General features: G+C 68.9%; 26 protein-coding genes. 13 read left to right on the top strand and 13 right to left on the bottom strand.

All coding sequences use genetic code 11. The features are described from left to right. The first annotated feature begins 59 nt into the window (after window positions 1-59). Genes AORI_RS68850 through AORI_RS68840 form a run of 3 tightly spaced genes read left to right on the top strand, consistent with a single transcriptional unit; the run spans window position 60 to window position 3,748 of the window. Window positions 60-1,499 carry an MFS transporter gene (locus AORI_RS68850; protein WP_016335895.1) on the top strand — a complete coding sequence of 480 codons (1,440 nt, stop codon included), beginning with the start codon at window positions 60-62 and terminating at the stop codon, window positions 1,497-1,499. A 21-nt stretch (window positions 1,500-1,520) separates the two neighbouring features. Then, a complete protein-coding gene (locus tag AORI_RS68845) occupies window positions 1,521-2,402 on the top strand; it encodes an AAA family ATPase (protein WP_005155088.1) in 882 nt (293 codons plus the stop codon). Continuing rightward, a complete protein-coding gene (locus tag AORI_RS68840; RefSeq protein WP_016335893.1) occupies window positions 2,399-3,748 on the top strand; it encodes a vWA domain-containing protein in 1,350 nt (449 codons plus the stop codon). Before AORI_RS68845 ends, AORI_RS68840 begins: the two co-directional genes overlap by 4 nt. Here the strand turns inward: AORI_RS68840 and AORI_RS68835 are convergent. Then, the gene (locus AORI_RS68835) at window positions 3,745-4,566 is read right to left on the bottom strand and encodes a lytic transglycosylase domain-containing protein (protein WP_123798564.1); all 822 of its coding nucleotides are present in this window, start codon (window positions 4,564-4,566) and stop codon (window positions 3,745-3,747) included. The two genes, AORI_RS68840 and AORI_RS68835, sit on opposite strands and share 4 nt — an antisense overlap. A 274-nt stretch (window positions 4,567-4,840) precedes the next feature. Here AORI_RS68835 and AORI_RS68830 point away from each other — a divergent pair, with 274 nt between their 5' ends. Continuing rightward, complete coding sequence (locus AORI_RS68830; protein ID WP_016335891.1) at window positions 4,841-6,265, top strand: cellulase family glycosylhydrolase; 1,425 nt, start codon at window positions 4,841-4,843, stop codon at window positions 6,263-6,265. Window positions 6,266-6,335: 70 nt separating this feature from the next. On the opposite strand, the gene add is transcribed toward AORI_RS68830, so the two are convergent. Continuing rightward, window positions 6,336-7,310, bottom strand: coding sequence for an adenosine deaminase (add, locus tag AORI_RS68825; RefSeq protein ID WP_043848268.1), 975 nt, complete (start codon window positions 7,308-7,310; stop codon window positions 6,336-6,338). Window positions 7,311-7,463: 153 nt separating this feature from the next. Between add and AORI_RS68820 the strand changes: the two genes are divergently transcribed. Next, window positions 7,464-7,682, top strand: coding sequence for an antitoxin (locus AORI_RS68820; RefSeq protein ID WP_016335889.1), 219 nt, complete (start codon window positions 7,464-7,466; stop codon window positions 7,680-7,682). On the opposite strand, the gene recQ is transcribed toward AORI_RS68820, so the two are convergent. Next, window positions 7,679-9,520, bottom strand: a complete 1,842-nt coding sequence (recQ, locus tag AORI_RS68815) for a DNA helicase RecQ (RefSeq protein WP_016335888.1) — start codon at window positions 9,518-9,520, stop codon at window positions 7,679-7,681. The two genes, AORI_RS68820 and recQ, sit on opposite strands and share 4 nt — an antisense overlap. A 41-nt stretch (window positions 9,521-9,561) precedes the next feature. Next, the gene (locus AORI_RS68810) at window positions 9,562-9,903 is read right to left on the bottom strand and encodes an ArsR/SmtB family transcription factor (protein ID WP_016335887.1); all 342 of its coding nucleotides are present in this window, start codon (window positions 9,901-9,903) and stop codon (window positions 9,562-9,564) included. Between the two features lie 100 nt (window positions 9,904-10,003). Between AORI_RS68810 and AORI_RS68805 the strand changes: the two genes are divergently transcribed. Continuing rightward, the gene (locus tag AORI_RS68805; RefSeq protein ID WP_043848267.1) at window positions 10,004-10,516 is read left to right on the top strand and encodes a mycothiol transferase; all 513 of its coding nucleotides are present in this window, start codon (window positions 10,004-10,006) and stop codon (window positions 10,514-10,516) included. A gap of 57 nt (window positions 10,517-10,573) precedes the next feature. After that, entirely contained in the window at window positions 10,574-11,128 is a 555-nt protein-coding gene (locus AORI_RS68800; protein WP_043848266.1) for a hypothetical protein, read from the top strand. Here the strand turns inward: AORI_RS68800 and AORI_RS68795 are convergent. After that, window positions 11,125-11,994: a hypothetical protein gene (locus AORI_RS68795; RefSeq protein WP_016335884.1), complete on the bottom strand. Its 870-nt coding sequence runs from the start codon at window positions 11,992-11,994 to the stop codon at window positions 11,125-11,127. The genes AORI_RS68800 and AORI_RS68795 overlap by 4 nt on opposite strands. A 188-nt stretch (window positions 11,995-12,182) precedes the next feature. Between AORI_RS68795 and AORI_RS68790 the strand changes: the two genes are divergently transcribed. Beyond that, window positions 12,183-13,133, top strand: coding sequence for a hypothetical protein (locus tag AORI_RS68790; RefSeq protein WP_016335883.1), 951 nt, complete (start codon window positions 12,183-12,185; stop codon window positions 13,131-13,133). On the opposite strand, the gene AORI_RS68785 is transcribed toward AORI_RS68790, so the two are convergent. The 5 genes from AORI_RS68785 to pdxR all read right to left on the bottom strand — a co-directional run bounded on the left by AORI_RS68785 (window position 13,123) and on the right by pdxR (window position 17,319). Continuing rightward, window positions 13,123-13,749 carry a TetR/AcrR family transcriptional regulator gene (locus tag AORI_RS68785; protein WP_043849054.1) on the bottom strand — a complete coding sequence of 209 codons (627 nt, stop codon included), beginning with the start codon at window positions 13,747-13,749 and terminating at the stop codon, window positions 13,123-13,125. The two genes, AORI_RS68790 and AORI_RS68785, sit on opposite strands and share 11 nt — an antisense overlap. A 92-nt stretch (window positions 13,750-13,841) precedes the next feature. Further along, window positions 13,842-14,150, bottom strand: a complete 309-nt coding sequence (locus AORI_RS68780) for a cupin domain-containing protein (protein WP_016335881.1) — start codon at window positions 14,148-14,150, stop codon at window positions 13,842-13,844. Window positions 14,151-14,186: 36 nt separating this feature from the next. Next, on the bottom strand, window positions 14,187-15,215 hold the full coding sequence (locus tag AORI_RS68775) for a polyprenyl synthetase family protein (RefSeq protein WP_016335880.1): 1,029 nt from the start codon (window positions 15,213-15,215) through the stop codon (window positions 14,187-14,189). An 84-nt stretch (window positions 15,216-15,299) separates the two neighbouring features. Next, window positions 15,300-15,743, bottom strand: coding sequence for a single-stranded DNA-binding protein (locus AORI_RS68770; RefSeq protein WP_016335879.1), 444 nt, complete (start codon window positions 15,741-15,743; stop codon window positions 15,300-15,302). Window positions 15,744-15,867: 124 nt separating this feature from the next. Next, window positions 15,868-17,319, bottom strand: a complete 1,452-nt coding sequence (gene pdxR, locus AORI_RS68765; protein ID WP_016335878.1) for a MocR-like pyridoxine biosynthesis transcription factor PdxR — start codon at window positions 17,317-17,319, stop codon at window positions 15,868-15,870. An 80-nt stretch (window positions 17,320-17,399) separates the two neighbouring features. Here pdxR and AORI_RS68760 point away from each other — a divergent pair, with 80 nt between their 5' ends. After that, entirely contained in the window at window positions 17,400-18,605 is a 1,206-nt protein-coding gene (locus AORI_RS68760; protein ID WP_016335877.1) for an MFS transporter, read from the top strand. Here the strand turns inward: AORI_RS68760 and AORI_RS68755 are convergent. Further along, window positions 18,583-18,975 carry an NUDIX domain-containing protein gene (locus AORI_RS68755; RefSeq protein ID WP_081809815.1) on the bottom strand — a complete coding sequence of 131 codons (393 nt, stop codon included), beginning with the start codon at window positions 18,973-18,975 and terminating at the stop codon, window positions 18,583-18,585. The genes AORI_RS68760 and AORI_RS68755 overlap by 23 nt on opposite strands. 78 nt (window positions 18,976-19,053) lie before the next feature. Between AORI_RS68755 and AORI_RS68750 the strand changes: the two genes are divergently transcribed. Next, window positions 19,054-20,211, top strand: a complete 1,158-nt coding sequence (locus tag AORI_RS68750) for an epoxide hydrolase family protein (RefSeq protein ID WP_016335875.1) — start codon at window positions 19,054-19,056, stop codon at window positions 20,209-20,211. Here AORI_RS68750 and AORI_RS68745 read toward each other — a convergent pair. Together AORI_RS68745 and AORI_RS68740 are read right to left on the bottom strand one after the other, a co-directional pair. Then, entirely contained in the window at window positions 20,204-21,250 is a 1,047-nt protein-coding gene (locus AORI_RS68745) for a winged helix DNA-binding domain-containing protein (RefSeq protein ID WP_016335874.1), read from the bottom strand. The genes AORI_RS68750 and AORI_RS68745 overlap by 8 nt on opposite strands. Beyond that, complete coding sequence (locus AORI_RS68740; RefSeq protein ID WP_016335873.1) at window positions 21,247-22,233, bottom strand: cation diffusion facilitator family transporter; 987 nt, start codon at window positions 22,231-22,233, stop codon at window positions 21,247-21,249. The genes AORI_RS68745 and AORI_RS68740 overlap by 4 nt, the downstream gene beginning before the upstream one ends. Before the next feature lie 75 nt (window positions 22,234-22,308). Between AORI_RS68740 and AORI_RS68735 the strand changes: the two genes are divergently transcribed. Genes AORI_RS68735 through AORI_RS68725 form a run of 3 tightly spaced genes read left to right on the top strand, consistent with a single transcriptional unit; the run spans window position 22,309 to window position 23,705 of the window. Next, complete coding sequence (locus AORI_RS68735; protein WP_016335872.1) at window positions 22,309-22,680, top strand: ArsR/SmtB family transcription factor; 372 nt, start codon at window positions 22,309-22,311, stop codon at window positions 22,678-22,680. 19 nt (window positions 22,681-22,699) lie between these two features. Beyond that, a complete protein-coding gene (locus AORI_RS68730; RefSeq protein ID WP_016335871.1) occupies window positions 22,700-23,071 on the top strand; it encodes a DUF6153 family protein in 372 nt (123 codons plus the stop codon). A gap of 46 nt (window positions 23,072-23,117) precedes the next feature. Then, a complete protein-coding gene (locus AORI_RS68725; protein ID WP_016335870.1) occupies window positions 23,118-23,705 on the top strand; it encodes a DUF305 domain-containing protein in 588 nt (195 codons plus the stop codon). Window positions 23,706-23,715 lie beyond the last annotated feature (10 nt).

The following is a 23,715-nucleotide window of genomic DNA, read 5'->3' as shown; positions in this document are numbered from 1 at the left end:
TCCAGATTCGCTCGCATTCCGGTCAGAAAGTGGCCGGAATTGACTTTAGCGTTGTTCCCATGACGATGACACTGGACACCCCGAGCGGTGTGACCACGGAAAACGTGGAGAAGTCCTACCGCTGGCGCTGGCCCGCGCTGTTCGTGATCCTGACCGGCTCGGTGATGGAACTGCTCGACATGACGGTCACGAGCATCGCCGGACCGGTCATGCGGGAGTCGCTCGGCGGCGGCACGGCGATGATCCAGTGGCTCGGCGTGGCCTACACCCTCGCGATGGTGTCCGGCCTGCTCACCGGCGGGCGGCTCGGTGACATCTTCGGCCGCAAGCGCATGTTCCTGATCGGCGCGATCGGTTTCGTCGTGGGCTCGCTGTTCTGCGCGATCGCGGTGAACCCCGAGATGATCATCACCGCGCGGGTGGTGCAGGGCCTCTTCGGCGCCGCGATGGTGCCGCAGGGCCTCGGCATGATGAAGGAGATGTTCGCGGGCAAGGAACTGCAGTCCGCGTTCGGCATGTTCGGGCCGGTGATGGGCCTCGCCGCGGTCGGCGGCCCGATCCTCGCGGGCTGGCTGGTCGACGCCGATCTCTTCGGCACCGGCTGGCGGATGATCTTCCTGATCAACCTCCCGATCGGCGCGCTGGCCGTGCTCGCGGCGCTGAAGTTCCTTCCCGAGTCCCGTCCCGGCGGTTCGCTCACCCTCGACATCCCCGGCGCGCTGCTCGCGACCACCGGCGCGCTGCTGATCGTCTTCCCGCTGGTGCAGGGGCGTGAGTACGGCTGGCCGCTGTGGACGTTCGCGATGATGGCCGCCGCGGTCGTGGTGTTCGGTGTGTTCGCGTGGTTCGAGAAGCGCAAGAGCCGCCGCGGCGGCGACCCGCTGGTCGAGCCGAGCCTGTTCCGCAAGCGCAGCTTCCTCGCCGGGATGGCGACCGGGACGATCTACTTCGCGGCGTTCTCCGGCTTCGGCCTGGTCTTCACGCTGTATCTGCAGCTCGGGCTCGGTTTCTCGCCGCTCAAGGCCGGGCTGACCGGGGTGCCGATGTCGCTGGGGATGATCGTCGGGATGGGCCTGGTGCAGGCGGTGCGCAAGCACGGCCGCAAGGTGCTGCACACCGGCGCGCTGATCATGACCGCCGGCGTGGTCGCTCTCCTGCTGCTCCTCGGCCCGGAGACCGGTCCGTGGCTGATCGCCCCGGCGTTGCTGGTGGTCGGGATCGGCTCCGGACTGATCATGGGGCCGTACTTCGAGATCGCCCTGTCCGGGGTGGAACCGGCGGAGGCCGGATCGGCGTCGGGCGCGCTGACGTCGCTCCAGCAGGTCGGCGGCGCGCTGGGGCTCGCGCTGCTGGGCACGGTGTTCTTCGATGCGGGGACCGCCGACCCGACCGGCGCGGCCCAGCGGACGTTCTGGGTGGTCGCGGTGATGGTGATGCTCACCTTCGCGGTCGGGTTCCTGCTGCCGAAGCGGATTCGCGACGTAGAGTCGGCCGGGTAGGCGATCGAGCTGGGAGGCCGCGTGGCTGGGACCGGGTACTTCACATCAGTCGAAGACGTGACGGCGAAGCTCGCCGACACCGGCTACCTGGCCTCCGCGGCCGTCGCCACCACGGTGTTCCTCGCGGACGCCCTCGGCAAGCCGTTGCTGATCGAGGGCCCCGCGGGGGTCGGCAAGACCGAGCTGGCGAAGGCGGTCGCGCAGGCGAGCGGCTCCCGGCTCGTGCGCTTGCAGTGCTACGAAGGCGTCGACGAGTCTCGCGCGCTGTACGAGTGGAACCACGCGAAGCAGCTTCTCCGGATCACCGCCGGCAAGGACGAGACGTGGGACGAAGCCCGCAACGACATCTTCGGTGAAGAGTTCCTGCTGGCCAGGCCGCTTCTGACGGCCATCAAGGGCGACGAGCCGACCGTCCTGCTCATCGACGAGACCGACAAGGCCGACGTCGAGATCGAGGGGCTGCTGCTGGAGGTGCTCGGCGACTTCCAGATCACCGTCCCGGAACTCGGCACGATCACCGCCGGACGCAAGCCGTTCGTGGTGCTGACCTCCAACGCGACGCGCGAGCTTTCGGAGGCGCTGCGCCGCCGGTGCCTGTTCCTGCACATCGACTTCCCCGACGCGGCGCTGGAGCAGCGCATCGTGCGGCTCAAGGTGCCGGGCGTCGACGACGCGCTCGCCGCGTCCGTGGTCAAGGTGATCACCGCGCTGCGGGCGATGGAGCTGAGGAAGGCGCCGTCGGTCGCCGAGACCATCGACTGGGCGCGGACCCTGCTGGCGCTCGGCGCGGACAGCCTCGGCGAGGACGTCGTCCGCGCGAGCCTCGGCGTCATCCTCAAGCACCAGGACGACGTCGTGAAGGCGGACGCGCGGCTGGAACTCGGCAAGGTCCTCGACTCGTGAGCGGCGTGCCGGGCAGGCTCGTCGAATTCGTGGAAGCGTTGCGGGAACACGGAATCCCGGCGGGGCCCAGCGAGACGGTCGACGCCGCCGCGGCACTCGAAGTGCTGGGCCTCGACTCCCGCGAGCAGATGCGGGAAGGGCTCGCGGCGGCGCTGGTCCGGCGCGGCGGCCAGCGCGCGGTGTTCGACGCGACCTTCGACATCTACTTCCCGCTCGGTGTCGGCGCGCCGTCGCAGGACCCCGTCGACGATCTGGCCGCGCTGCGCGACCGGCTCGCCACCGCGCTCGCGGCGAACGATCAGCCGGAGCTGACGCAGCTGGCCGGGCTCGCCGTCGACATGCTGGGGGAGTACGGGGGCACGGCGGGCAGCGGCGGCTGGTCGGCGCACCAGACGCTGGAACGGCTCCAGCCGCAGACGCTCGTGGTCCGGGTGCTCGAAGCGATCCGTGCGGGCGGCCAGGAGGAGTTCACCGACCGGCTGGATCGCGACGACGTCCGCCGCCGCGTCGAGGGTTTCCGCGGTCTCGTGCGGACCGAAGCACGGCGGCGTGTGGCGGAAGTCCGTGGCAGGGAAAGGGTTTCGCGGCACGCGGTGGCGCCCGCCGCCGACCGCGTCGACTTCCTGCTCGCCAGCCGCGCGCAACTCGCCGAACTCCGCCGGGTCGTGCAGCCGTTGTCACGCAAGCTCGCCACGCGCTTGGCCGCCCGGCGACGGCGGCACGCGCGCGGGCGCATCGACCTGCGCCGGACGCTGCGGCGCTCGCTGTCCACCGGCGGCGTCCCGATGCGGCCGTCGTACCGGCGGCATCGGCCGGGAAGGCCGGAAATCGTGCTGCTGTGCGACATGTCGGGGTCGGTGGCCGGCTTCGCGAACTTCACCATGCTGCTGGTGCAGGCCCTGCGCGACCAGTTCAGCAAGGTGCGGGTGTTCGCGTTCATCGACGCCTGCGACGAGATCACCCACCTCGTCGACACCGGCGCCGCCGATCCCGAAGACCTCGGCGCGCGCATCCTCGCCGACGCGGAACTGACCCGCTGGGACGGGCACAGCGACTACGGGCACGCGCTCGGCGAGTTCGTCGAGCGCTACTCGGACGCGGTGGGCCCCAGGACGTCCATGCTCATCCTCGGTGACGCCAGGACCAACGGCGGTGACCCGAACCTCGACGCGGTGCGCGGGATCGCCGCCGCGGCAAGGCATACGTACTGGCTCAACCCCGAGCGGACCGAGCTGTGGTCCACCGGTGACTCCGAGGCGCACGCGTACGCGGAGGTCGTCGAGATGTACGAATGCCGGAACGTGCACCAGCTGACCCGGCTGGTGACCCGTCTTCTGCCCGCTTAAGGCTTCAGTGCCGCTTTCCCATAGGCGTCGGCGTTGCTGAACACTTCCTGCCCGTACTGGGTGGAGTTGTTGTAGGTCAGCACCGCGGTCCACCAGCCGGAGGGGTCGCCGAGGTCGCCGCCCCGCGCGCACATGTACCGCGCGGTCGTCATCGCGGCGTCGTCGATGTTCTGCGGGTCCGGCGCGGCGCCGTCGCCGCTCGCGCGGACGCCGTACCGCTTCCACGTGGCGGGCAGGAACTGCATCGGCCCGACCGCGCGGTCCCATTTGGGGTCGCCGTCGAGTGCGCCCTTGTCGGTGTCGACGACCGCAAGCACGCCGGGGGAGCCGTCGAGCGGGATACCGATGATCGGCGGCGTCACGACACCGTCCTCGCCGGCGCGGGAACCGTCGTGCCGGGCGTGCTGGGACTCGGTCCGGCCGATCCCGGCGATGGTCGCCCAGGTGATCTCGCAACGCGGAGTGGTCTTCGCGGTCTTCTCGGCCGCGTTCACGTACGCCCGCAGCGCGCGTGAGGGGATGTCCGTGTTCTCCGACACCTTCGCGATCCAGGCGTCCTTCGCGGGCTCCGCGGGCAGCGGTCCCGCGTCGCCGGGGATGGCCGAACGCGGGGCGGGCTTGAGCGAGGGGACCTCGAATTCCGGCTTGACCGGCACCGGCTCACGGTCGTTGAGGCTGACCACGACCCAGACGGCACCGGCGACCAAGGCGCCCACGACCAGGAGCGCGAGCATCACGCAGCCACGCGGGCCACGTTTCCTGGGCGCCTGCTGCCACTGGTCCATCAGGTCCAGGGTCGAAGGGGACGAAGCGGTCACCGGTTCCACGGTACGTGACGAATGTGGAGAACTTGTGTGGCCCGCCGTCCGGGTGATGCGGACCACGACCCGCATTTCGTCCTCTGAATGCGGTACTTGCGCGTGCAACTACCGCAAGTAGAGGACCGACTGCGGGGTGCGATCGCCCCCTTTGCCCTGTTGACAGCGCTTCATCCGGATGGTGAGACTAGTCCGCGTTAGGAAGGTTTCTTAACAAGGGCTCGCCGCGCCCCCGCTTCACGGAACGCAACGACGCTTCTGAAGGAGACACAAAGTGGTACGCCCAAGATGGCGGGCGGCGCTGGTCACGGTGCTCGCGGCCGCCTCGGTCCCGATCTCCGCCCAGGCCGCTTCCGCGGCTCCCGTCCGATACGAGTCCGAGAACGCGACGATCTCGCGCGGCGTGGTCGAAGCCAATCACACCGGCTTCACCGGATCCGGCTTCGTCAACTATGACAACGTCACCGGTAGCTACGTCGAGTACACCGTCAACGCGGCGCAGGCGGGCCCGCACACGCTGACCTTCCGTTACGCCAACGGCACTACCGCCAACCGCCCGCTCGACATCACCGTCAACGGCTCCATCGCCGTCGACGACCTCGGGTTCGCCGGCACGGGCGCGTGGACGAGCTGGAGTACCGTCACCACCACGGTGAATCTCGCCGCGGGCAGCAACAAGATCCGCACCACCGCCGTCACGTCGAACGGCGGCCCCAACGCGGACTCGCTGTCGGTCGAAAGCGGCGGCGGTCCGGGCGCCGGGACGCCGGTGTCCATCAACGGCAAGCTCCACGTCTGCGGCGTCAAACTGTGCAACCAGTACGGCAAGCCCATCCAGCTGCGGGGGATGAGCACGCACGGGATCCAGTGGTACAGCCAGTGCGTGAAGACCGCCTCGCTGGACGCGCTGGCCAACGACTGGAAGGCCGACATCCTGCGGGTCGCCATGTACATCCAGGACGACGGCTATGAGAGCAACCCGCGCAAGTTCACCGACATGATGCACAACTACATCGAAGAGGCGACGAAACGCGGGATGTACGTCCTCGTCGACTGGCACCAGCTCGACCCGGGCGACCCGAACGTGAACACGGACCTCGCGAAGACCTTCTTCACCGAGATCGCCCAGCGGCACAAGGACAAGGTCAACATCATCTACGACGTCGCGAACGAGCCGAACGGCGTCAGCTGGGCGGACGTGAAGCGGTACGCCGAAGAGGTCATCCCGGTGATCCGTGCCCAGGACCCGGACAGCGTCGTCTTCCTCGGCACGCACGGCTGGTCGACCTTCGGCGTCTCCGACCAGCGCGACGAGACCGACATCCTGAACAACCCGGTCAACGCCACCAACATCATGTACACGTTCCACTTCTACGCGGCGTCGCACCAGGACGAGCACTACGACGCGCTGGCGCGGACGGCCGACAAGCTCCCGGTGTTCGTCACGGAATTCGGCACCCAGACCTACACGGGTGACGGCGGGAACGACTTCACGTATTCGCAGAAGTACCTGGATCTGCTGGCCGCCAAGAAGATCGGCTGGACGAACTGGAACTTCTCCGACGACTTCCGCTCCGGTGCCGTGTTCAAGACCGGAACCTGCGCCGGGAACTCCTTCACCGGCACTTCGATGCTGAAGCCCGCCGGTGTCTGGGTGCGGGACCGCATCCGCACCCCGGACGACTTCCCGACCGGCTGACCCCCTCGCGTTTCGTCCTCTGAATGCGGTGCTTGCACGCGCAAGTACCGCATTCAGAGGACTAATTGCGTCAGGAGAGCCAGGCGTCGATCTCGGCGTGGAGGGAACGCTTGAGCTCGGCGGGCGCGAAGGACGCGTCGACGGCGGCGCGGGCCAGCCCGGCGAGTGCGTGATCGTCATAGGCGAACGCTTCCCGGGTGCGCAGGAATTCGTCGGTCAGCGTCGTTCCGGTGATCGAGGGGACGTCGGTGCTGAGGGTGACCACGAGTCCGGCGTCGACCAGCCGGGGGAGCGGGTGCTCCTCGAACGACGGCACGAGTCCGAGCGTCACGTTCGACGACGGGCAGACCTCCAGCGCGATTCCGCGTTCCCGCACCTCGGCGACCAGCGCGAGATCCTCCAAGATCCGGATGCCGTGGCCGATCCGTTCGCTGTGCCCGACTTCCAGCGCCTCGCGAATGCTGGCCGGGCCTGCGTCCTCCCCGGCGTGGTGGATCAGGTGCAGCCCCGCCTCCTCGGCTTCGTCACAGATCCCGGCGAACGGCGCGAGCGGGTACTTCTCCTCCCCGGCGAGGCCGATCGCGAACACCCCGTCCGGGGCGTACCGGCGGGCGAGGTCGAGGGTGAGCCGGGCGCGTTCGACCGGACGGCGGCGCGAATGGTCCAGGATCATTCGCCAGTGAAGGCCGTGTTCGGCGGCACCCGTCGACAGTCCTTTGAGGACGGACTCCAGCGGCATGTCCGGCTCGCCGAGCCGTTCGCCGTGCGAAGCCGCCGTGAAGGTGACTTCGGCGTAGCGGACGCCGTCCGCGGCCTGGTCCTCGCAGAACTCCCGCGCCACCCGTTCGAAGTCCTCCGGTCTCCGCAGGCAGGAACGCAGCAGCCCGTTGTAGTCACCGAACGCGCGGAACCCGTCGAACACGGGTTGTTCCGCAGGGACGGCGATGCCGTTCGCCTCGCCGATGTCACGGAGCGTGTCCGGCCGGATGGTGCTCTCGAGGTGGACGTGCAGATGGGCCTTGGGCAGCAGCGAAAGATCCCGCATGAGCACGAATTTAGTGGTCGTGACCGTCGGCGCGCGCCCCGTTTTCCGGCGGTCATCATCCGAAATGAGTGATTCGGCTCGCCGCGGGGAACCCAGGAGCCATCACCGGTCGTTGAGCAGGACAACCAGACGACCCCGAGGAAAGGGACCACAGTGCCTCTACTGCGGAAGTTGACCGCCCTGGCCGGCACCGCCGGGGCCGTGCGCGCCTACGTGCGGAAGAACCCCGAGAAGGTCTCCAAGGTCGTGAACAAGGCCGCGACCTTCGTCGACCACAAGACCAAGGGCAAGTACCACAGCCAGATCGACGGCGCGGTGCGCAAGGTCGACGGGATGACCGGACGGCCGCCGCGCCGACCCTACGAGCACTAGGCGTCGGCTAGCGTCTCGAGGATCTGCTCGCCGTATTTGGCGAGCTTGTTCTCGCCGACGCCGCTGACCGTGCCCAGCTCCTGCAGCGTGGCCGGCCGTTTGGTGGCGATCTGGCGCAGGGTCGCGTCGTGGAAGATCACGTACGCGGGCACCCCCTGCTCCTTCGCCGCCGCGGCCCGCCACGACCGCAGCAGCTCGAACACCGGCGCCGCCTCGGCGGGCATGTCGGCGGCCGCGGCCTTCTTCGCGCTGGAGCGGGCCGCGGCCTTCGCCGCTCGCTCCGGCTCACGCCGCAACTGGACCTTTCGCGACCCGTTCAGGACTTCAGCGCTGCCCTCGGTCAGCACCAGCGAGCCGTAGTCGCCCTCGACCGCCGCCAGCCCTTGCGCCAGGAGCTGCCGCACGACGGCACGCCACTCCGGCTCCTTCAGCTCCGTGCCGATCCCGAAGACCTTCAACGTGTCGTGCCGATGCTGGTTCACCTTCGGGGTGGACTTGCCGAGCAGGATGTCGATGATCTGCCCGGCGCCGAACTTCTGCCGCCGCTCGTTCTGCAGCCGGACGATGGTGGAAAGAAGCTTCTGCGCCGGGATCGTGCCGTCCCAGGTCTCCGGCGGCGCCAGGCAGGTGTCGCAGTTGCCGCAGGGCTCGCTCCGCTGCCCGAAGTAGCTCAGCACCTGCACACGGCGGCATTCGACCGTCTCGCACAGCGCCAGCATCGCGTTGAGGTGCGCGCTCAGCTGCCGCTTGTGCGCGTCGGACCCCTCCGAGGTGTCGATCATCTTGCGCTGCTGGACGACGTCCTGGAGGCCGTACGCCAGCCACGCCGTCGACGGCAGCCCGTCGCGGCCCGCGCGACCGGTCTCCTGGTAGTAGCCTTCGACGGACTTCGGCAGGTCCAGATGCGCCACGAACCGGACGTCCGGCTTGTCGATGCCCATGCCGAAGGCGATCGTCGCGACGACGATCAGCCCGTCCTCGCGCAGGAACCGCGACTGATGCTTCGCGCGGGTCCGCGCGTCGAGCCCGGCGTGATAGGGCACCGCCGGGATCCCGTTCTCCACCAGGAAGTCCGCGGTCTTCTCGACCGAATTCCGTGACAGGCAGTAGACGATGCCCGCGTCGCCCTTGTGCTCGGTGCGCAGCAGCTCCAGCAACTGCCGCTGCGGCGAGTTCTTGCCGACGATGCGGTACTGGATGTTCGGCCGGTCGAAGCTCGCGACGAAATGCCGCGCGTCCTCCAGGTTGAGCCGGGACGCGATCTCGGCGTGCGTCGCCTTCGTGGCCGTCGCGGTGAGCGCGATCCTCGGCACGTCCGGCCAGCGCTCGTGCACCGCGGACAGCATCAGGTAGTCGGGGCGGAAGTCGTGACCCCACTGGGAGACGCAGTGCGCCTCGTCGATCGCGAACAGGGAGATCTTGCCGCGATCGAGCAGCCGCACCGTCGACTCGACCGAAAGCCGCTCGGGCGCCAGGTACAGCAGGTCCAGCTCGCCGGAGAGGAACGCGGACTCGACCTTGTTCCGCTCGGCGTAGTCCTGCGTCGAGTTCAGGAACCCCGCGCGCACGCCGAGGTTGCGCAGCGCGTCGACCTGGTCCTGCATCAACGCTATCAGCGGCGAGATCACCACGCCGACGCCCGGCCGCACCAGCGCGGGGATCTGGTAGCACAGCGACTTCCCGCCGCCGGTGGGCATGAGGACGAGCGCGTCACCGCCTGCGATGACGTGTTCGACGATGGCGTGCTGGTCGCCGCGGAAGTCGTCGTAGCCGAAGACGCGGTTCAGCGTTTCAAGGGCTTCCGAGACTTCCGAGGTACCGATGTCGGGGGCTGCCACCCGCACGATTCTAGGGGCGGGGTCCGACAGTCCCCGCGCGCCTAGTCTTCGGCGGCCTTCCGCCGTTCACGGCGGCCGCGGGCGATCTCGGTGGCGAGCGCGTCGAGCGGCCCGGTCCAGAATCGCCGGTACTGCTCCAGCCAGCCGTCGATCTCCTTGAGCGGGCCCGGATCGACCGAGTACAGCCGTCGCGCGCCCTCGGCGCGGACCGTGGTGAAGCCGTTTTCGCGCAGGACGCGCAGATGCTGGGAGACCGCGGGTTGCGAGATCCCGAACTCGGCGCGGACCACGGTGGTCACGTCGCCGGAACTCTGTTCCCCGCCCGCCAGCAGTTCCAGGATCCGGCGGCGTACCGGATCCCCGAGGACGTCGAACGCGTGCATCCGGCAACTATCACGGCCTGGGCTTATATAAGTCAAGGTTGCAAGGCCGGGGTCACCTCTCGGTGGCATCGTGGGGCTGGAGACGCCGGAAGGGGAATCGATGAAACTGGCCGAAGTGGTGGCCGACGGGTTCGGCCGCGTCCGGGAAGTGGTGCACGCCGCCGTCGAGGGGCTGGACGCCGATCAGCTGATCGCGAGCCCGGCGCCGGGTGCGAACACGATCGCGTGGCTGGTCTGGCATCTGGCCCGGGTGCAGGACGATCACGTCGCCGACCTGATGGGCACCGAGCAGCTCTGGACCGCGCAGGACTGGGTCGGCCGCTTCGGGCTGCCCTTCCCGGCGTCGGACATCGGGTACGGGCATCGCCCCGAAGACGTCGAGGCGGTCCGTGTCGGCTCCGCCGACCTGTTGACCGGGTACTACGACGCGGTGCACGAGGCGACGGCGGCCTGGGTCGCCGGACTCGGTGAGGCCGATCTGGACCGTATTGTCGACGAGGCGTGGGACCCGCCCGTCAGTCTCGGGGTTCGCCTGGTCAGCGTGCTGTCCGACGATCTCCAGCATGCCGGGCAAGCGGCGTATGTCCGGGGGCTCGTACTCCGCGATACGTAGCCGAGGTGCCGCTCCACGACGGACGACGGGAGCCTCGCCCGCGGAAACACTGGTCGCATGAGTACTTCCACAGTGTGGCGACCGCTCACCCCGCGGTGGCGGAAACTCGTCCTCGTCGTCCATGTCGTTTCGTCACTCGGCTGGCTCGGGATCACCATGGTGAACGCGGTCCTGACCTTCACCTCGGTGTTCACCGACGACGCGCGGCGCCAGCACGCCGCCATCCTGATGATGGAGCAGATCGGCGGCTACCTGCTGCTGCCGGTCAGCCTGACCGCCCTGGTCAGCGGGATCGTGCTCGGCGTCGGCACGAAATGGGGGCTGATCCGGTACAAGTGGGTGGCGATCAAACTCGTGCTGACCCTGATCGCCGCCGGGCTGACGTTGTTCTCGCTACTGCCGGGGATCAGGGAGCTGGCTGCCGCGGCGGAGTCCACTATGGACGGTGTGTTCGTGGAGGCGGGGCGTCGCGTGGACGGGTTCTATCCGATCATCGTGTCCACGACGATGTACGTGACCATGACCGTGCTGTCGGTGTACAAGCCGGGCGGCAAGACACCATACGGACGGCGGGTGGCCGCCACGCGGCTTCGTGACCGGCAGCCTGCCTAGAACCGTTCGAGGGCGTCGTCGATACGCGCCGCCTCGGCGCGCAGATCGTCCAGGACGGTCTGCGCTGACGCGGTCTCGCCGTTCGCCGTCTCTTCCTCGAGTTCGGCGTCGGCGAGCCGCCGCCGGAGGTCGTTCGCCTTCTCCGTGGCCTTCTCGGCGCGGCGTTCGGCGCGGGAAAGGTCGATCTCGGCCTGCTTGCGGGCCTTCGCGAGGTCGGCCGCCTCGCGCCGGAGCCGGTTGAACTCCGCCACCCGCTTCTGTTCGCGTTCGGCCTCTTCGCGGGCCTTGTCGATCCGCTCCTGTTCGGCCTTCTCGGCGGCCGCGCGCTTCGCCTTCCTCCGATCGTCCAAATGCGACACGGTGGCCGGCTTTTCCCGTTCCGGTGCGGGTTTCCGCTTCGGTTGCGGGATGAACCCGCTGGTCAGCCATTGGTCACCCGAGCTGTCCGCGCCGCTGCTCAGCCGTCCGGCCAGGGCGAGCGCCGCCACTTCGGGATCGGCCACGACGGCTTCGAGGGTGGCTTCGACTTCGCGGCTGACGGACTCGCTCATCGAGCGTTCGTCCCGCAGGATCCGGTTCACCAGCTCCTGGCGCCGCCGGGCGAGCTTGCGGAGGTCTGCACCGGCCAGCGCCGAATGCGCCTTGCGGAGCTCATCGCCCAGCTTGGCCAGCTCCGCCAGCTCGGGGGACCCGGCGCGGCGGTTGAGGATCGTGGCGGCGAGCGTCGGCTTCCGCAGGGCGCGGATACGTTCGGCCAGGGCCGCGTCACCCGCCGCCTTGGCCTCTTTCGCCCGTTGGTTGCGCACCGCGACGAACTCGGCCGGATCGCCGGCGTAGAGCTCGTCCGCGACCTCGTCGAAGTCCATCGTCCTCCGCAGGTTTCAGTGGCCGTACACGTCCGCCGATGATCCCACGAGACCCGGCGGCTTTCACCTTTTCGGAATTACCCGGAGCCGGACGGACCAAGGGGAGATCGGCACTTTGGAGGTGGCGCGACCCGGGCGGCGGAACAACGATGAGCAGCGGGGGAAGCCAACAGCCGCTGGAGGTACGAATGTCCGTGACCGAACGCGCTCCCGTTTCCCCGCAGGCGGATTTCCTCGGCTCGGGACCCTATCCGGAACACAAGGGGCGCGTCGTCCTCTGGTCCGTCCTCGCCGGCTTCGCGCTGACGGTGATCTGGTCGGCTCCCTTTGTGGACAGTGTGATCGGCGACAGCGTCGCCAACACCCTCCTGGGACACGACGCCAAGGCGACCCCGATCGGCGGGGTGCTGGCCGGAACGTTCTTCGCGTTCGTCTCGGGCCTCGCCGGAACCTTCACCGCGTGCAACATCGCCGCCTTCGGTGCCGTCGCCCCGCTTGTCGGCGGAGGAACCACCGGACGACCGAAGTTCACCCACACCTTGAAACCGCTCGGCTGGATCGCGGCGGGAATGCTGACGGTTTCCGTGGTGTACGGCGTCATCGTCGCGCTCGTGGGCACCAGGATGCCGCAGTTCTCGACCGTCTCGTCACCGGGCGGGCTCACGCCGCGCAACATCCAGTCGATGATCGTCTATGGCGTGATCGGGATCGTGTTCATCGTGTTGGGCTTGGCTTCTGTCGGCCTCATCCGTAATCCGATCGCCGGTCTCACCCGCCGGTTCCCGCCCGCGCCGCTCGTCCTGATGGGCGCGCTCATCGGCGGTTTCCTGGTCGGCAGGCCGTTCCCGCTGTTCCGGATGATGTTCCGCAGCGCGGCCGAGAGCCACAACGTCTTCTACGGCGCAGCCGCGTTCGCTTTGCAATCGGTCGGGAACATCCTGGTGATGGCGCTGTTGTTCCTGGTGCTCACCCACGGCACGGGCGGGCGGTTGCAGCGATGGATGCTCGCGAAGCCCACCAGGATCGCCGTGGTGACCGGCGCCGCGTTGCTGGTCGCCGGCACGTTCACGCTGCTGTACTGGGATCTGCGGGTGCTCGGCCGGACCGGCGTCATCTGGTATCCGACCATCAAGTGGTGAACAGCCGCGCCAGTACCTGCTCGACCGAGTCCTGAAGGCACCTCGCCGCGTCCTCCCGGCCGGCGAGGTGTTTCAGCAGGCCTTGCTGGAACAGTCCGTCGAAGAGCGCGTATGTCGTCGATGGTGCGAAATCCGCCGGTTTGCCCAGCAGTTCCGCGTACCGGGACACGACCCGCCAGATCATCAGTTCGAGTGTCTCGTCGATGGCCAGCACCTCGGCCTGGAACAGTTTCTCGAACAGGCTCTGGTTGCGCAGGTCGTACCAGAGCCGGTGCAGCCGGGCGTTTTCACGCAGCGTGGCAGCCGTCGCGGCGCCGAATGCGGTCTTCAGTTCTTCGGCGGTCTCCGCGGTCTCGACCATCCGGTCGTATCTCGTGACGCATTCGGCCTTGTACTGCTTGACGCAATAGGTGATCAGCTCGGCCTTGTTGCGGAAGTAGTAGTGCAGCACCCCGTGGGAGAACTCGGAGTTCTGCGCGATCTCCCGCAGGCTCGTGCGCGCGTAGCCCAGTTCGGACAACGTGACCAGCGCCGACATCGCCAGCTGCGCGCGCCGTTGGTCGAATCTGTCCACCTGGCGGGTTTTGTCACCACTGCGGTCCGCCACGTCGGTCACGATTCCCGGTTCCCGTCGCCTCGGGTGCCCGCCGTCCACGAGCACGTCGTCGGATTCTAGACCCGGGAAGGGTTTTCTGGCGCCCGACAGAATTACTCGAGCCATTCGGTGATGAAATGGTCGCTTTCGTGGATGTGGACGGCTTCGTAGACCTCCGGGCCGATCACGGCGAACTTGTGCGGTGTCTCCGCGGGCACGACCAGGACGTCGCCCGCCCCGCCTTCGCGCTCGGAATCGCCGATGGTGAACCTCACCCGGCCGCGGATGATGACGAAGGTTTCCGGATACGGGTGCTGGTGCAGCCTCGGCCCGGAACCGTCGACGTCGGTTCGTTCGCGGATGATCGAGACTCCGGAACCGATGTCGCGGCCTTCGACGTTTTCCAGGGTATCGGTGGTCATTCCGCCACTGTAACCCCGCTCACGGGCACCGTGGGCCTATTCGCCGCGGTCGACCACGAACGCCGAAAGGCCGACGAGCAGTGCTCGGGCGGGCCGGTCGGGGAGGCTGAGCGCGAGGTCCTTCGCCTTGGCCGCGTACCCGTGTGCCTCGGCGAGGGCACGCACGACTCCGGCGGAGTCGCGCAGGAGCCCCAGCGCCTCCTGGCGGACCGCCGGATCGGAAACCGGCCCGTGCCCGATGATCTCGCGCAACCGGGCCGCGCCCGGTCCCTCGTCGTCGAGCGAGTGCAGCATCGGCAAGGTGACGATGCCTTCGCGGAGATCCGTACCCGCGGACTTGCCGAGGTCGGTGCTGGACGCCGAGATGTCGAGGACGTCGTCGGAGATCTGGAACGCCACGCCGATCAGTTCGCCGTACTGGCCCAACGTTTCGATGGTCCGCTCATCCGCGCCCGACACCTGTGCGCCGAGTCTGCCCGCCATCGCGATCAGCGAAGCGGACTTGTCGGCCATCACCTGGATGTGGTGCTCGTAGGGCGCGTGACGGCCGCAGTCTTCGAACGGCCCTGTCGTCTCCAGGAACTGACCGCGCACGAGCCTGCCGAACGTCTCCGCCTGCGAGCGCAACGCGTAGTCGCCGAGCCCGGCACCGACCCGCGCCGCGCAGGCGAGCACGTAATCGCCGATCAGGACGGCTTTCTTGTTGCCCCACAGGGAGTTCGCGCTGGCGACCCCGTGCCGCATCGGCGCCTCGTCCATGACGTCGTCGTGGTAGAGCGTCGCGACATGGACGAGCTCGACGAGTACGGCCGCCGAGATCGCCTCGTCCCGTCCGTCGCCGAACGCGGCTCCGGCCAGCGCCATCAACGGACGCAGCCTCTTCCCGCCCGCGCGGACGAGATGGGTGGCGGCTTCGGTGAGCTCCGGCTGCCCTGGGCTGTGCAACACCTCCTGAAGTCTCTCTTCGACCCGGGCGAGCCCGGTGCGGAGTTCGGCGGCGAACCTCCTGTGCCGCTCGAGGGCCGGGTCCAGCCCGAGTTCCGTGACGATCGTGGTCGTGTTCACGACCTCCAGCCTCCGGGCCGGAGGTGCGCGACCGCCTGACGCGCGGGAGGGAGATCGCTCCCTCCCGGGAGGGAAACCGCCCGGTCAGAAGGGCGGCTCCGGATTTCCGGCGGCCACCGGCGTTCGCTCCCACGCGCCGTCCGACGGCGTGCCCGCCGAGCTCCGGCCCGCCTTGTTCACCTTCGCCGTGGCGTAGCGCAGCGACGGGCCGATCTCGTCGACGTCGAGCTCGACCACCGTGCGTTTCTCGCCCTCCTTCGTTTCGAACGATCGCTGTTTCAGCCTGCCCTGCACGATCACCCTGGTCCCCCTGGTGAGCGATTCGGCCAGGTTCTCCGCGGCCTGCTTCCACAGCGCGCAGCGCAGGAACAGCGGATCTCCGTCACGCCATTCCCCGCTCGCGCGGTCCAGGACGCGTGGCGTCGACGCGACCGTGAAGTTCGCTACCGCGGCGCCCGACGGGGTGAACTTCAGCTCCGGGTCGGTCGTCAGGTTGCCGATCACCGTGAGCACCGTTTCTCCGGCCATGGGACTTTCCTCCTCTGCTCCGCGCGCGGCCCCGGACGGGCCCGCTGTCGCCTGGGAACAGGAGACCACCGGGGTACGACAGTTTTCGGCGTCCCGCGGCGACCGGATGTCAGGAAAGGGTCGTTCAAGACGGAAAGTGTCCGGAACGGACCTTTCCTGACATCCCGGCGGCCGAAACGCACTCGCCGAGCCGGGCGAGCCCTTCGTCGATGCGGTCGGAACCGACCAGTCCGTAGCCGATCACCAAGCCGCCGCGCGTTCCTCCATACGTGGAAAGGCTTTCGACGGCCACCCCGGCCCGGCCCGCTTCGGTGACCGCGTTGTCCACAGTGACTGTCGCATGTGGAGAGACCGGTGCGCACAAGTGAAGCCCGGCGCTGGAAGGGACGATCTCCAGCGCGTCCCGGAGCTCGTCGCGCACGAAGGCCAGGATCCGGTCCCGTCGTACCGAATACTCCCGGGTGGCCTTGCGTACGTGGCGGGCGAGCAGTCCCTCGTCGATGAAGCTCGCCAACGCCGATTGGGTGACGAGGTCGCCGTGCCAGTCCATGAGCTGCTTCGCCTGGCGCAACGCCGGCCGCAGCGAGGCGGGCGCCACGAGAAAACCCAATCGCAGCAACGGAAGCAAGGTCTTCGAGAAGGATCCGACGTAGAGCACCCTGCCGTCGTGGTCCAGGCTCTGGAGCGGTTCGAGCGGCCGGTCCGAGAAGCGGTACTCGCTGTCGTAGTCGTCCTCGATGATCACCGCGTCGTTCCGTTCCGCCCACGCGAGCAACGCCGTCCTCCTGGCGAGTGACATCGGCGTGCCGAGCGGGAACTGGTGCGAGGGCGTCGTATAGATCAATCGGATGCCCTTCGTCAGGGCAGTGACGTCGAGACCTTCGGCGTCCACCGGCACCTTCACGATCCGGGCGCCATGGGCGGTGAAAAGCCGCTCGGCCGGGGGATAACCGGGGTCTTCGACGGCGACACGCGTGCCGGGTTCGATCAGGACCCGGCCGATCAGGTCGAGGGCCTGTTGCGCGCCTTGGGTGACCAGGACGTCCTCGGCGCCGGCGCGCACGGATCGGGCGGCGCCGATGTGCCGGGCGATCGCCACCCGCAGTGCTTCGAGCCCGGCCGGGTCGGCGTACCCCGATGGCGGGAGCAGTGACGGCCGGAGCGCCTGGCTGACCAGCCGCCGCCAGGTCCGCAACGGGAACAGGGCCGGATCGGGGGCGCCGACCCGGAAGTCGAACGCGGGCCGGTCGACGCCGGGAGGGGCCGGCAGCGAACTCCAACGCGCGATGGGCCGCACCCCGGTGCCCGCGGGCGCGGCGCGCTTCGAACGCGCCACGAAGCCGGGGCTGACGAAGGTCCCGCGTCCGACATGGCTGTCGAGGAAGCCTTCGGCGGTGAGCCGTTCGTAGGCGACCGCGACGGTATTGCGCGAGACGTCGAGTTCCCGGGCCAGGTCCCTGGTCGGGGGAAGGCGTTCCCCGGCGCGCAGGCGACCGTCCAGGATGCCGTCGCGGAGCTGGCGGTAGATCCGCGCGGCCAGGTCGGTGTGCCCGTCGAGGCTGATGTGAAACGGCACGTTCCGAGCCTATATTGGCCCAATCCGATCGGCGGATATTGGAGCTGGGATGTGGCCAATCCGGTGCTTAGTTTGAGCATATGAAGCGACTGACCTCGGCCCAGCTGATCAGCTCCGTCGGCGACGGCGCCTACTACGTCACCTCGGCCCTGTACTTCACGCTGATCGTCGGGCTTTCGCCCGCGCAGGTGGGGCTCGGCCTCACCGTGGGCTGGGCGGTCGGCTCGGTGTCCGGGGTCGCGCTGGGGCAACTGGCCGACCGCCGGGGACCGAAGGGCACGGCCGTCCTGCTGGCACTGGGCACGGCCGCGTCGGTCACGGCGTTCTTGTTCGTGGACTCGATCATCGCGTTCGTGATCGCGGCCTGTGTGTATGCCTGCTGCCAATGCGGCCTCGGCGCGGCACGGCAGGCGCTGCTCGCCGGCCTGATCGACCCCGCCGGGCGCACGACGTTCCGCGCCCGGTTGCAGGCGATGTCCAACGCGGGGATCGCGATCGGCGCGGCGCTCGGCGGGATCGCCCTGGCGATCGGGACGCGGGAAGCGTTCCTGACGGTGTTCGTGGTCGACGCGCTGGCCTTCGTCGCCGCGGCGCTCGTGCTCCGCAAGGTGCCCCCGGTGGCTCCGGTGCCGATGCGCGCGGGCGAGCCCTCCGTGGCCGTCCTCCGCGACCGCCCGTATGCGCTTCTGGCGCTGCTCAACATGATCATGCTGCTCTACATGCCGCTGTTCAGCCTGGTCCTCCCGCTGTGGATCTCGACCCGGACCGCGGCACCTAGCTGGCTCGTCTCGGCGATGCTGGTGCTCAACACGGCGAGCGTGGTGGTGTTCCAGGTGCGGGTGGCGCGCGGCGTGACCGGCCTGCGCGGCGCCTCCCGCTACGTCCGCCACGCGGGACTGCTGCTTTTCGTCTCCTGCCTGATCTTCTCGTTCTCCGCCATGGGCGACTCCGCGTGGGCGGCGGCGCTGGTCCTGCTGGCGGGCGCCGCGCTGCAGGTGGTGGGGGAGATGGCGCAGGCGGCGGGCTCCTGGGAGATCGGCTTCGGTCTCGCCCCCGACGGCAAACAGGGGCAGTACCAAGGACTCTTCGGCGCGGGGACGGCCATCGCCCGCATGCTCGGCCCGGTACTGCTGACCGGTCTGATCCTGGTCGGCGGCACGGTCGGCTGGGTGGTGCTGGGCGGATTGTTCCTGCTGGCGGGGACGCTCACCGCGCCCGCCGTCCGCTGGGCGGAGCGGACGAGGCCGCGGCAAGGTCTCGAGGTCAGTCCTCCAGTGCCCGCCTGAAGTGCTCGGCGAGATCGAGTCCCGCGGTTTCTTCCGGGGCGCACCACACGAAGGCGTCGTGCTCGTCGGGGTCGAGCACGACTTCGCCCAGCTCCTCCTCGGCGAGCGCGTACACCGCGGCGTGGATCCGCATCGGCCTGCCCGCGACGTCGTCCCAGCTGTGGGTGCCGCGTTCGCCGGTGACGTGAACGGTCAGCCCGGTCTCCTCGGCGAACTCGCGGACCACGGTCTCGGCCGGTCGCTCGCCCGGCTCGACGGTCCCGCCCGGCAGTTCCCAGCGGCCGCCCAGGAACGACGACGGCTGCCGCCGGATGAACAGGATCTTCCCGTCGCGGATGAGCCTGCCGTACGCCAAGTACTTGTCCGTCACGAGCGAATCTTCCCGCACTCGGAATATCCTCTCGATCGAGGACCAAACCTGTCCGCAATGGCTCGTAACGTGGGCTTTATGGAAAACACCGAGCTCCGCCCCTTCCGCCTCGACATCCCCCAAGAGCAGTTGGACGAGCTGCACGCGAAGCTCGACGGCACGCGCTGGCCCGCGCCGCTCCCCGGCGACGGCTGGGACACCGGAGTGCCGGTGGCCTGGCTGCGCGGACTCGCCGAATACTGGCGCGACGGCTACGACTGGCGCGCCGCCGAACGCGAGATCAACCGTCACCCGCAGTTCACCACGGTCATCGACGGGCAGCGGATCCACTTCCTGCACGTCCGCTCGCCCGAAGCCGGCGCGACGCCGCTGATCCTCACGCACGGCTGGCCGGGTTCGGTGGTGGAGTTCCTCGACGTCATCGGGCCGCTCACGGACCCGAAAGCGTACGGCGGCGACCCGGCGGACGCGTTCCACCTCGTGATCCCGTCGCTTCCGGGCTTCGGTTTTTCGGGCCCTGTCTCGGATTCCGGGTGGACCATGCCGCGGATCGGCCGGGCATGGGCCGAGCTGATGCGCCGGCTCGGCTACGAACGCTACGGCGTGCAGGGCGGCGACCTCGGCGCTTCGGTGTCGCCGGAGGTGGCGAGGTTCGCGCCGGACAAGGTGATCGGCGTGCACGTCAACGGCGGGCTGACGCCGATGCCCCCGATGTCGTTGTCGGACGAGGAACTCGCTTCGCTGAGCGACATCGAACGCGATCGCATCGACCGGATCCGTGCTTTCATGCGGGAGGAGGCCGGCTACATCTCGATCCAGTCCACGCGGCCGCAGACCCTCGGCTACGGGCTCGTCGATTCCCCGGTCGCGCAGCTGGCCTGGATCATGGACAAGTTCCGCGAGTGGACGCATCCGCGTCCCACCCTGCCCGAGGAGATCATCGGCAAGGACCGGTTGCTGACCAACGTCATGTTCACCTGGCTGACCGGGACCGCGGCTTCGTCCGCGTACGTCGGCTACGCGCAGGCTGAAACCTGGGGAGCCGTCGAGAAGAACTCCGGCGTGCCGACGGCGGCGCTGATCTTCGCGCACGATGTCGGGATCCGGCGGTATTCCGAGGACGCCCACACGATCGTGCGGTGGACCGACGTCGATCGCGGCGGGCATTTCGCGGCGATGGAAGAACCCGAGATCCTGGTCTCGGATGTGCGGGAGTTCTTCCGGTCCCTCAAATGACGAGGACGGCCGTCTCGCCGAGGAAGCGACCGTAATCGTCCACTTCGGACTCCAGGCCGGTGATGGCGGACCGCGAAAGCATGGCGAAGGGCTCCACGACCACCTTCGTCTGCTTCGCGGTCCGCTTGGTGTGCCAGGTTCCGGCGATCCGGCCGTCGACCAGCACCGTCGGCGCGATCATCCCGCCGCCGGCGTTGACGCGTTTCGCCTCGGCCGGGTCTAGGAGCAGATCGCGGTCGCGGTAGCCCAGCAGGTACGTGTCGAAGGCGCCGAGCAGACGCGGAGGGCATGGGGGAGCGGACAACTCGGTCTGCGCGAGGGCGAAGCCGCCGCCGGCGGAAACGAGGTCCAGCGCGTCGAAAGCCTTGCGGCAGAGGCCGAGCGGGAGCCCGGACCAAACGACGAAGTCTTCGACGGTCGCGATGCCGTACGCGGTCAGGTACCGGTGGGCGAGTTCGGTATGCGGTTCCGCCGGGTCGTGGCCTTCGGCGGCCCATTCGTCCAGGAGTACGTACGTCGGCTCCGTCCCGGCGTCGTGGCCTCGGCACAGCAGCCCGCGATTGGCCGCGTACGCCAGGAGATGGGCCGGGGCCTGGGACTTCGCGTCGAGCGCGATGCCGTCGGCGGCCAAGCCGTCGAGGATCTCCTGGCGGGTGAGTGCCTTGCCCCGCAAGAGATCCTGGAGTCTCTCGAGAGCGCGTCCGCAGAGCTCGTCGGTGAGGTCAAGCTGCCTGCGGCGTCCCTGCCCCGCCTGGACGTTGCGCGGTCCGAACAGCCGGTTCAGCCAGCGGAGATCCACCGTCGGCACCAAGTGGAGCGTCTTGCGCATCAACCAGGTGCGCGTCACGTCACGGGATGTGTCGATGTCGTGGGCAGTCAGGCCCCGGCTACGGGCCCGGAACGTGAGCCGCGCGGCGGGCGTCGACTGCGCCTGGACGGCCGCGATGGATCCGGCGACGGCGAGCACGTCCGCGGCCGGAGCGGTCAGCAGTTGCGCGCGGGCACGGACGGCGCGGATGTCGTTGTCGGACGGCGTCACCCGCTGACGATCTCATGGGCGTTCACCGGCTCGGTGTGCACGACCGCTTCCGCGAGCCGCGGGAGGACCTCGCGCAGCCGCGCCTCGACACGATGGGCGAGGCGGTGTGCCTCGGTGACGGTCAGCCCGGCCTCGACCGACACCGCCAGCTCCGCGCGCAGGCTGTGCCCGATCCAGCGCATCCGCAGGTCCCGCGTGCCGAGCACGCCGGGAACCTCGGCGGCCGCGTGTTCGGCACGATCGACGTCGGCCGGGTCGACGGCGTCCATCAGGCGGCGGAAGACCTCCTTGGCCGCGTCGCGCAGGACGAACAGGATCGCGACGGTGATGGCGAGACCGACGATCGGGTCGGCCATCGGGAAGCCGAACGCGACACCGGCGGCGCCGAGCACGACCGCGAGCGAGGTGAACCCGTCGGTGCGGGCATGCAGGCCGTCCGCGACCAATGCGGCCGACCCGATCTCGCGACCGACGGTGATCCGGTACCTGGCCACGAGTTCGTTGCCCGCGAAACCGATGACACCCGCCGCCGCGACCACCCACAGATGCTGGACCGGACGAGGATCGAGCAGCCGCTGGACGGACTCGTACCCGGCGAGGAAGGCCGAGGCGGCGATGAGCAGGACGACGAGCACACCGGCCAGGTCTTCGGCGCGGCCGAGCCCGTAGGTGTAGCGGCGGGTGGCGGCGCGGCGGCCGAGCAGGAAGGCGATGCCGAGCGGGAGCGCGGTCAGCGCGTCGGCGAAGTTGTGGATCGTGTCGCCGAGCAGGGCGACCGAACCGGTGATCAGCACGAGCGCGAGCTGGGCGACGGCGGTGACGAACAGGGCGGCGAACGACCAGATCAGCGTCCGGACGCCGCGTTTGCTGGTCTCCAACGCGCTGTCGACACGGTCGGCGCTGTCGTGGCTGTGTGGAGTCAGGAGGTGCCGGAGACGGCTCTTCGCCGCCTGGTGGCCATGACTGTGTCCATGCCCTGGCATCTTCCACCTCACTGTCATGCTACCTGCGCAGTCATGCAGGTACGCAGGCAGAAGGATAGCGGCTATCCTCCTGGCATGCACGAGTCGGTCCCGGATTTCGAGATGCCCACCGAGGAGCAGGTCCACCTGGCCGCGGAGACGTTCCGGCTGCTCGCGGATCCGACGAGGGTCAAGGTCCTCTGGGCGCTCCTGCAGGGCGAGTCCTCGGTCGCCTGTCTCGCGGAGCTGGCGGGCGCGGCGCCGACGGCGGTCAGCCAGCACCTCGCGAAACTGCGGCTCGCGGGCCTGGTGAAGGGGCGCCGTGAGGGGACGTTCGTCTACTACTCGGCGGCCAACGATCACGTCCGCGGCCTGCTCGCGCAGGCGCTGTTCCACGCCGACCACCTCGATCGCGACATCCCGGCAGTGCATTCGGCGGCGAAACCCCACCGTCCGGTGGCGCACTGAATCCGGCTACGGTGGAGCCGTGACCCAGTCCTCGCGCCCGGCCGTCCTGCGGTGGCTGCTGCTGTGCGTGGTGGCGCTGGGGCTCGTCGGCATGCACCACGTCGTCGCCGGGTCCGGCCACGGCGCGGAGCACTCCGCCGTCGCGATGGCGGATCCGTGTTGCGCGGACACGCCTTCGCACGACGACGGTGGACACAGTGGACTGCACCTGTGTCTCGCGGTGCTCGCCGCGGGGGTCCTGCTGATCGTCACCTGGCTGCTCGTCCGCAATGGACGGACGGTGGCGACGTGGAAGTCTCGGCGGGCCGGTGGTTCGGCGTCAGGCCGTGATCCGCCGCGCTGGAGACCGGTGCCGGAGAAGTTGTCCCTCCTTTGCGTGTTGCGGGTGTGACAGGCGGGTTCGTCCGCCCTACCCGAAACCGACTCGAGGAAGAATCATGACCAGCAGCAAACTGGTCGGAGCGGCGCTCGCCGCTCTGGCCTCCTTCGCCGTGCTCACCGGATGCGCCAGTTCCGACACCGCTTCCACCGGGCACGACATGTCCACGGTGAAGGCACCGGATCCCGAGCAGGCAAGCCACAACCAGGCCGACGTCACGTTCGCGCAAGGGATGATCCCGCACCACGAACAGGCGCTCGCGATGGCGAAACTCGTCGAGGGCCGCACCCGGAACGCGAAGGTCGTCGACCTCGCCGCCCGGATCCAGAAGGCGCAGGATCCGGAGATCCAGCAGCTGAACGGCCTGTTGAAGGGCTGGGGTGTGGCGCCGTCGGGCGAGCACTCCGGGCACGGCTCGGCGTCCGGCATGATGACCGAGGACGATCTCGCGAAACTCGGCAAGGCGAAGGACGCCGCCTTCGACAAGCAGTGGCTGGAGATGATGGTCAAACATCACGAAGGCGCGCTGGAGATGGCGAAGACCGCGCTGCAGCAGGGCAGCAACGCCGAGGTGAAGGCCTTGGCGCAGAAGGTGATCGACGGTCAGCAGGCCGAGATCACCGAGATGCGCACACTGCTCGGCTGAGTGGGGTGGT

The organism is Amycolatopsis keratiniphila, assembly GCF_000400635.2.
Taxonomy (GTDB): domain Bacteria; phylum Actinomycetota; class Actinomycetes; order Mycobacteriales; family Pseudonocardiaceae; genus Amycolatopsis; species Amycolatopsis keratiniphila.
The sequence above is the reverse complement of the archived record's forward strand: the minus strand, read 5'-3'. Positions and strand labels throughout refer to the sequence as shown.

Coding starts and splice junctions, on each gene's coding strand:
- AORI_RS68850 (WP_016335895.1), top strand. CDS start 60: ATGACGATGACACTGGACACCCCGAGCGGTGTGACCACGGAAAACGTG.
- add (WP_043848268.1), bottom strand. CDS start 7,310: ATGCGGGATCTTTCGCTGCTGCCCAAGGCCCATCTGCACGTCCACCTC.
- AORI_RS68810 (WP_016335887.1), bottom strand. CDS start 9,903: ATGCACGCGTTCGACGTCCTCGGGGATCCGGTACGCCGCCGGATCCTG.
- AORI_RS68805 (WP_043848267.1), top strand. CDS start 10,004: ATGAAACTGGCCGAAGTGGTGGCCGACGGGTTCGGCCGCGTCCGGGAA.
- AORI_RS68800 (WP_043848266.1), top strand. CDS start 10,574: ATGAGTACTTCCACAGTGTGGCGACCGCTCACCCCGCGGTGGCGGAAA.
- AORI_RS68795 (WP_016335884.1), bottom strand. CDS start 11,994: ATGGACTTCGACGAGGTCGCGGACGAGCTCTACGCCGGCGATCCGGCC.
- AORI_RS68790 (WP_016335883.1), top strand. CDS start 12,183: ATGTCCGTGACCGAACGCGCTCCCGTTTCCCCGCAGGCGGATTTCCTC.
- AORI_RS68780 (WP_016335881.1), bottom strand. CDS start 14,150: ATGACCACCGATACCCTGGAAAACGTCGAAGGCCGCGACATCGGTTCC.
- AORI_RS68770 (WP_016335879.1), bottom strand. CDS start 15,743: ATGGCCGGAGAAACGGTGCTCACGGTGATCGGCAACCTGACGACCGAC.
- AORI_RS68760 (WP_016335877.1), top strand. CDS start 17,400: ATGAAGCGACTGACCTCGGCCCAGCTGATCAGCTCCGTCGGCGACGGC.
- AORI_RS68750 (WP_016335875.1), top strand. CDS start 19,054: ATGGAAAACACCGAGCTCCGCCCCTTCCGCCTCGACATCCCCCAAGAG.
- AORI_RS68740 (WP_016335873.1), bottom strand. CDS start 22,233: ATGCCAGGGCATGGACACAGTCATGGCCACCAGGCGGCGAAGAGCCGT.
- AORI_RS68735 (WP_016335872.1), top strand. CDS start 22,309: ATGCACGAGTCGGTCCCGGATTTCGAGATGCCCACCGAGGAGCAGGTC.
- AORI_RS68725 (WP_016335870.1), top strand. CDS start 23,118: ATGACCAGCAGCAAACTGGTCGGAGCGGCGCTCGCCGCTCTGGCCTCC.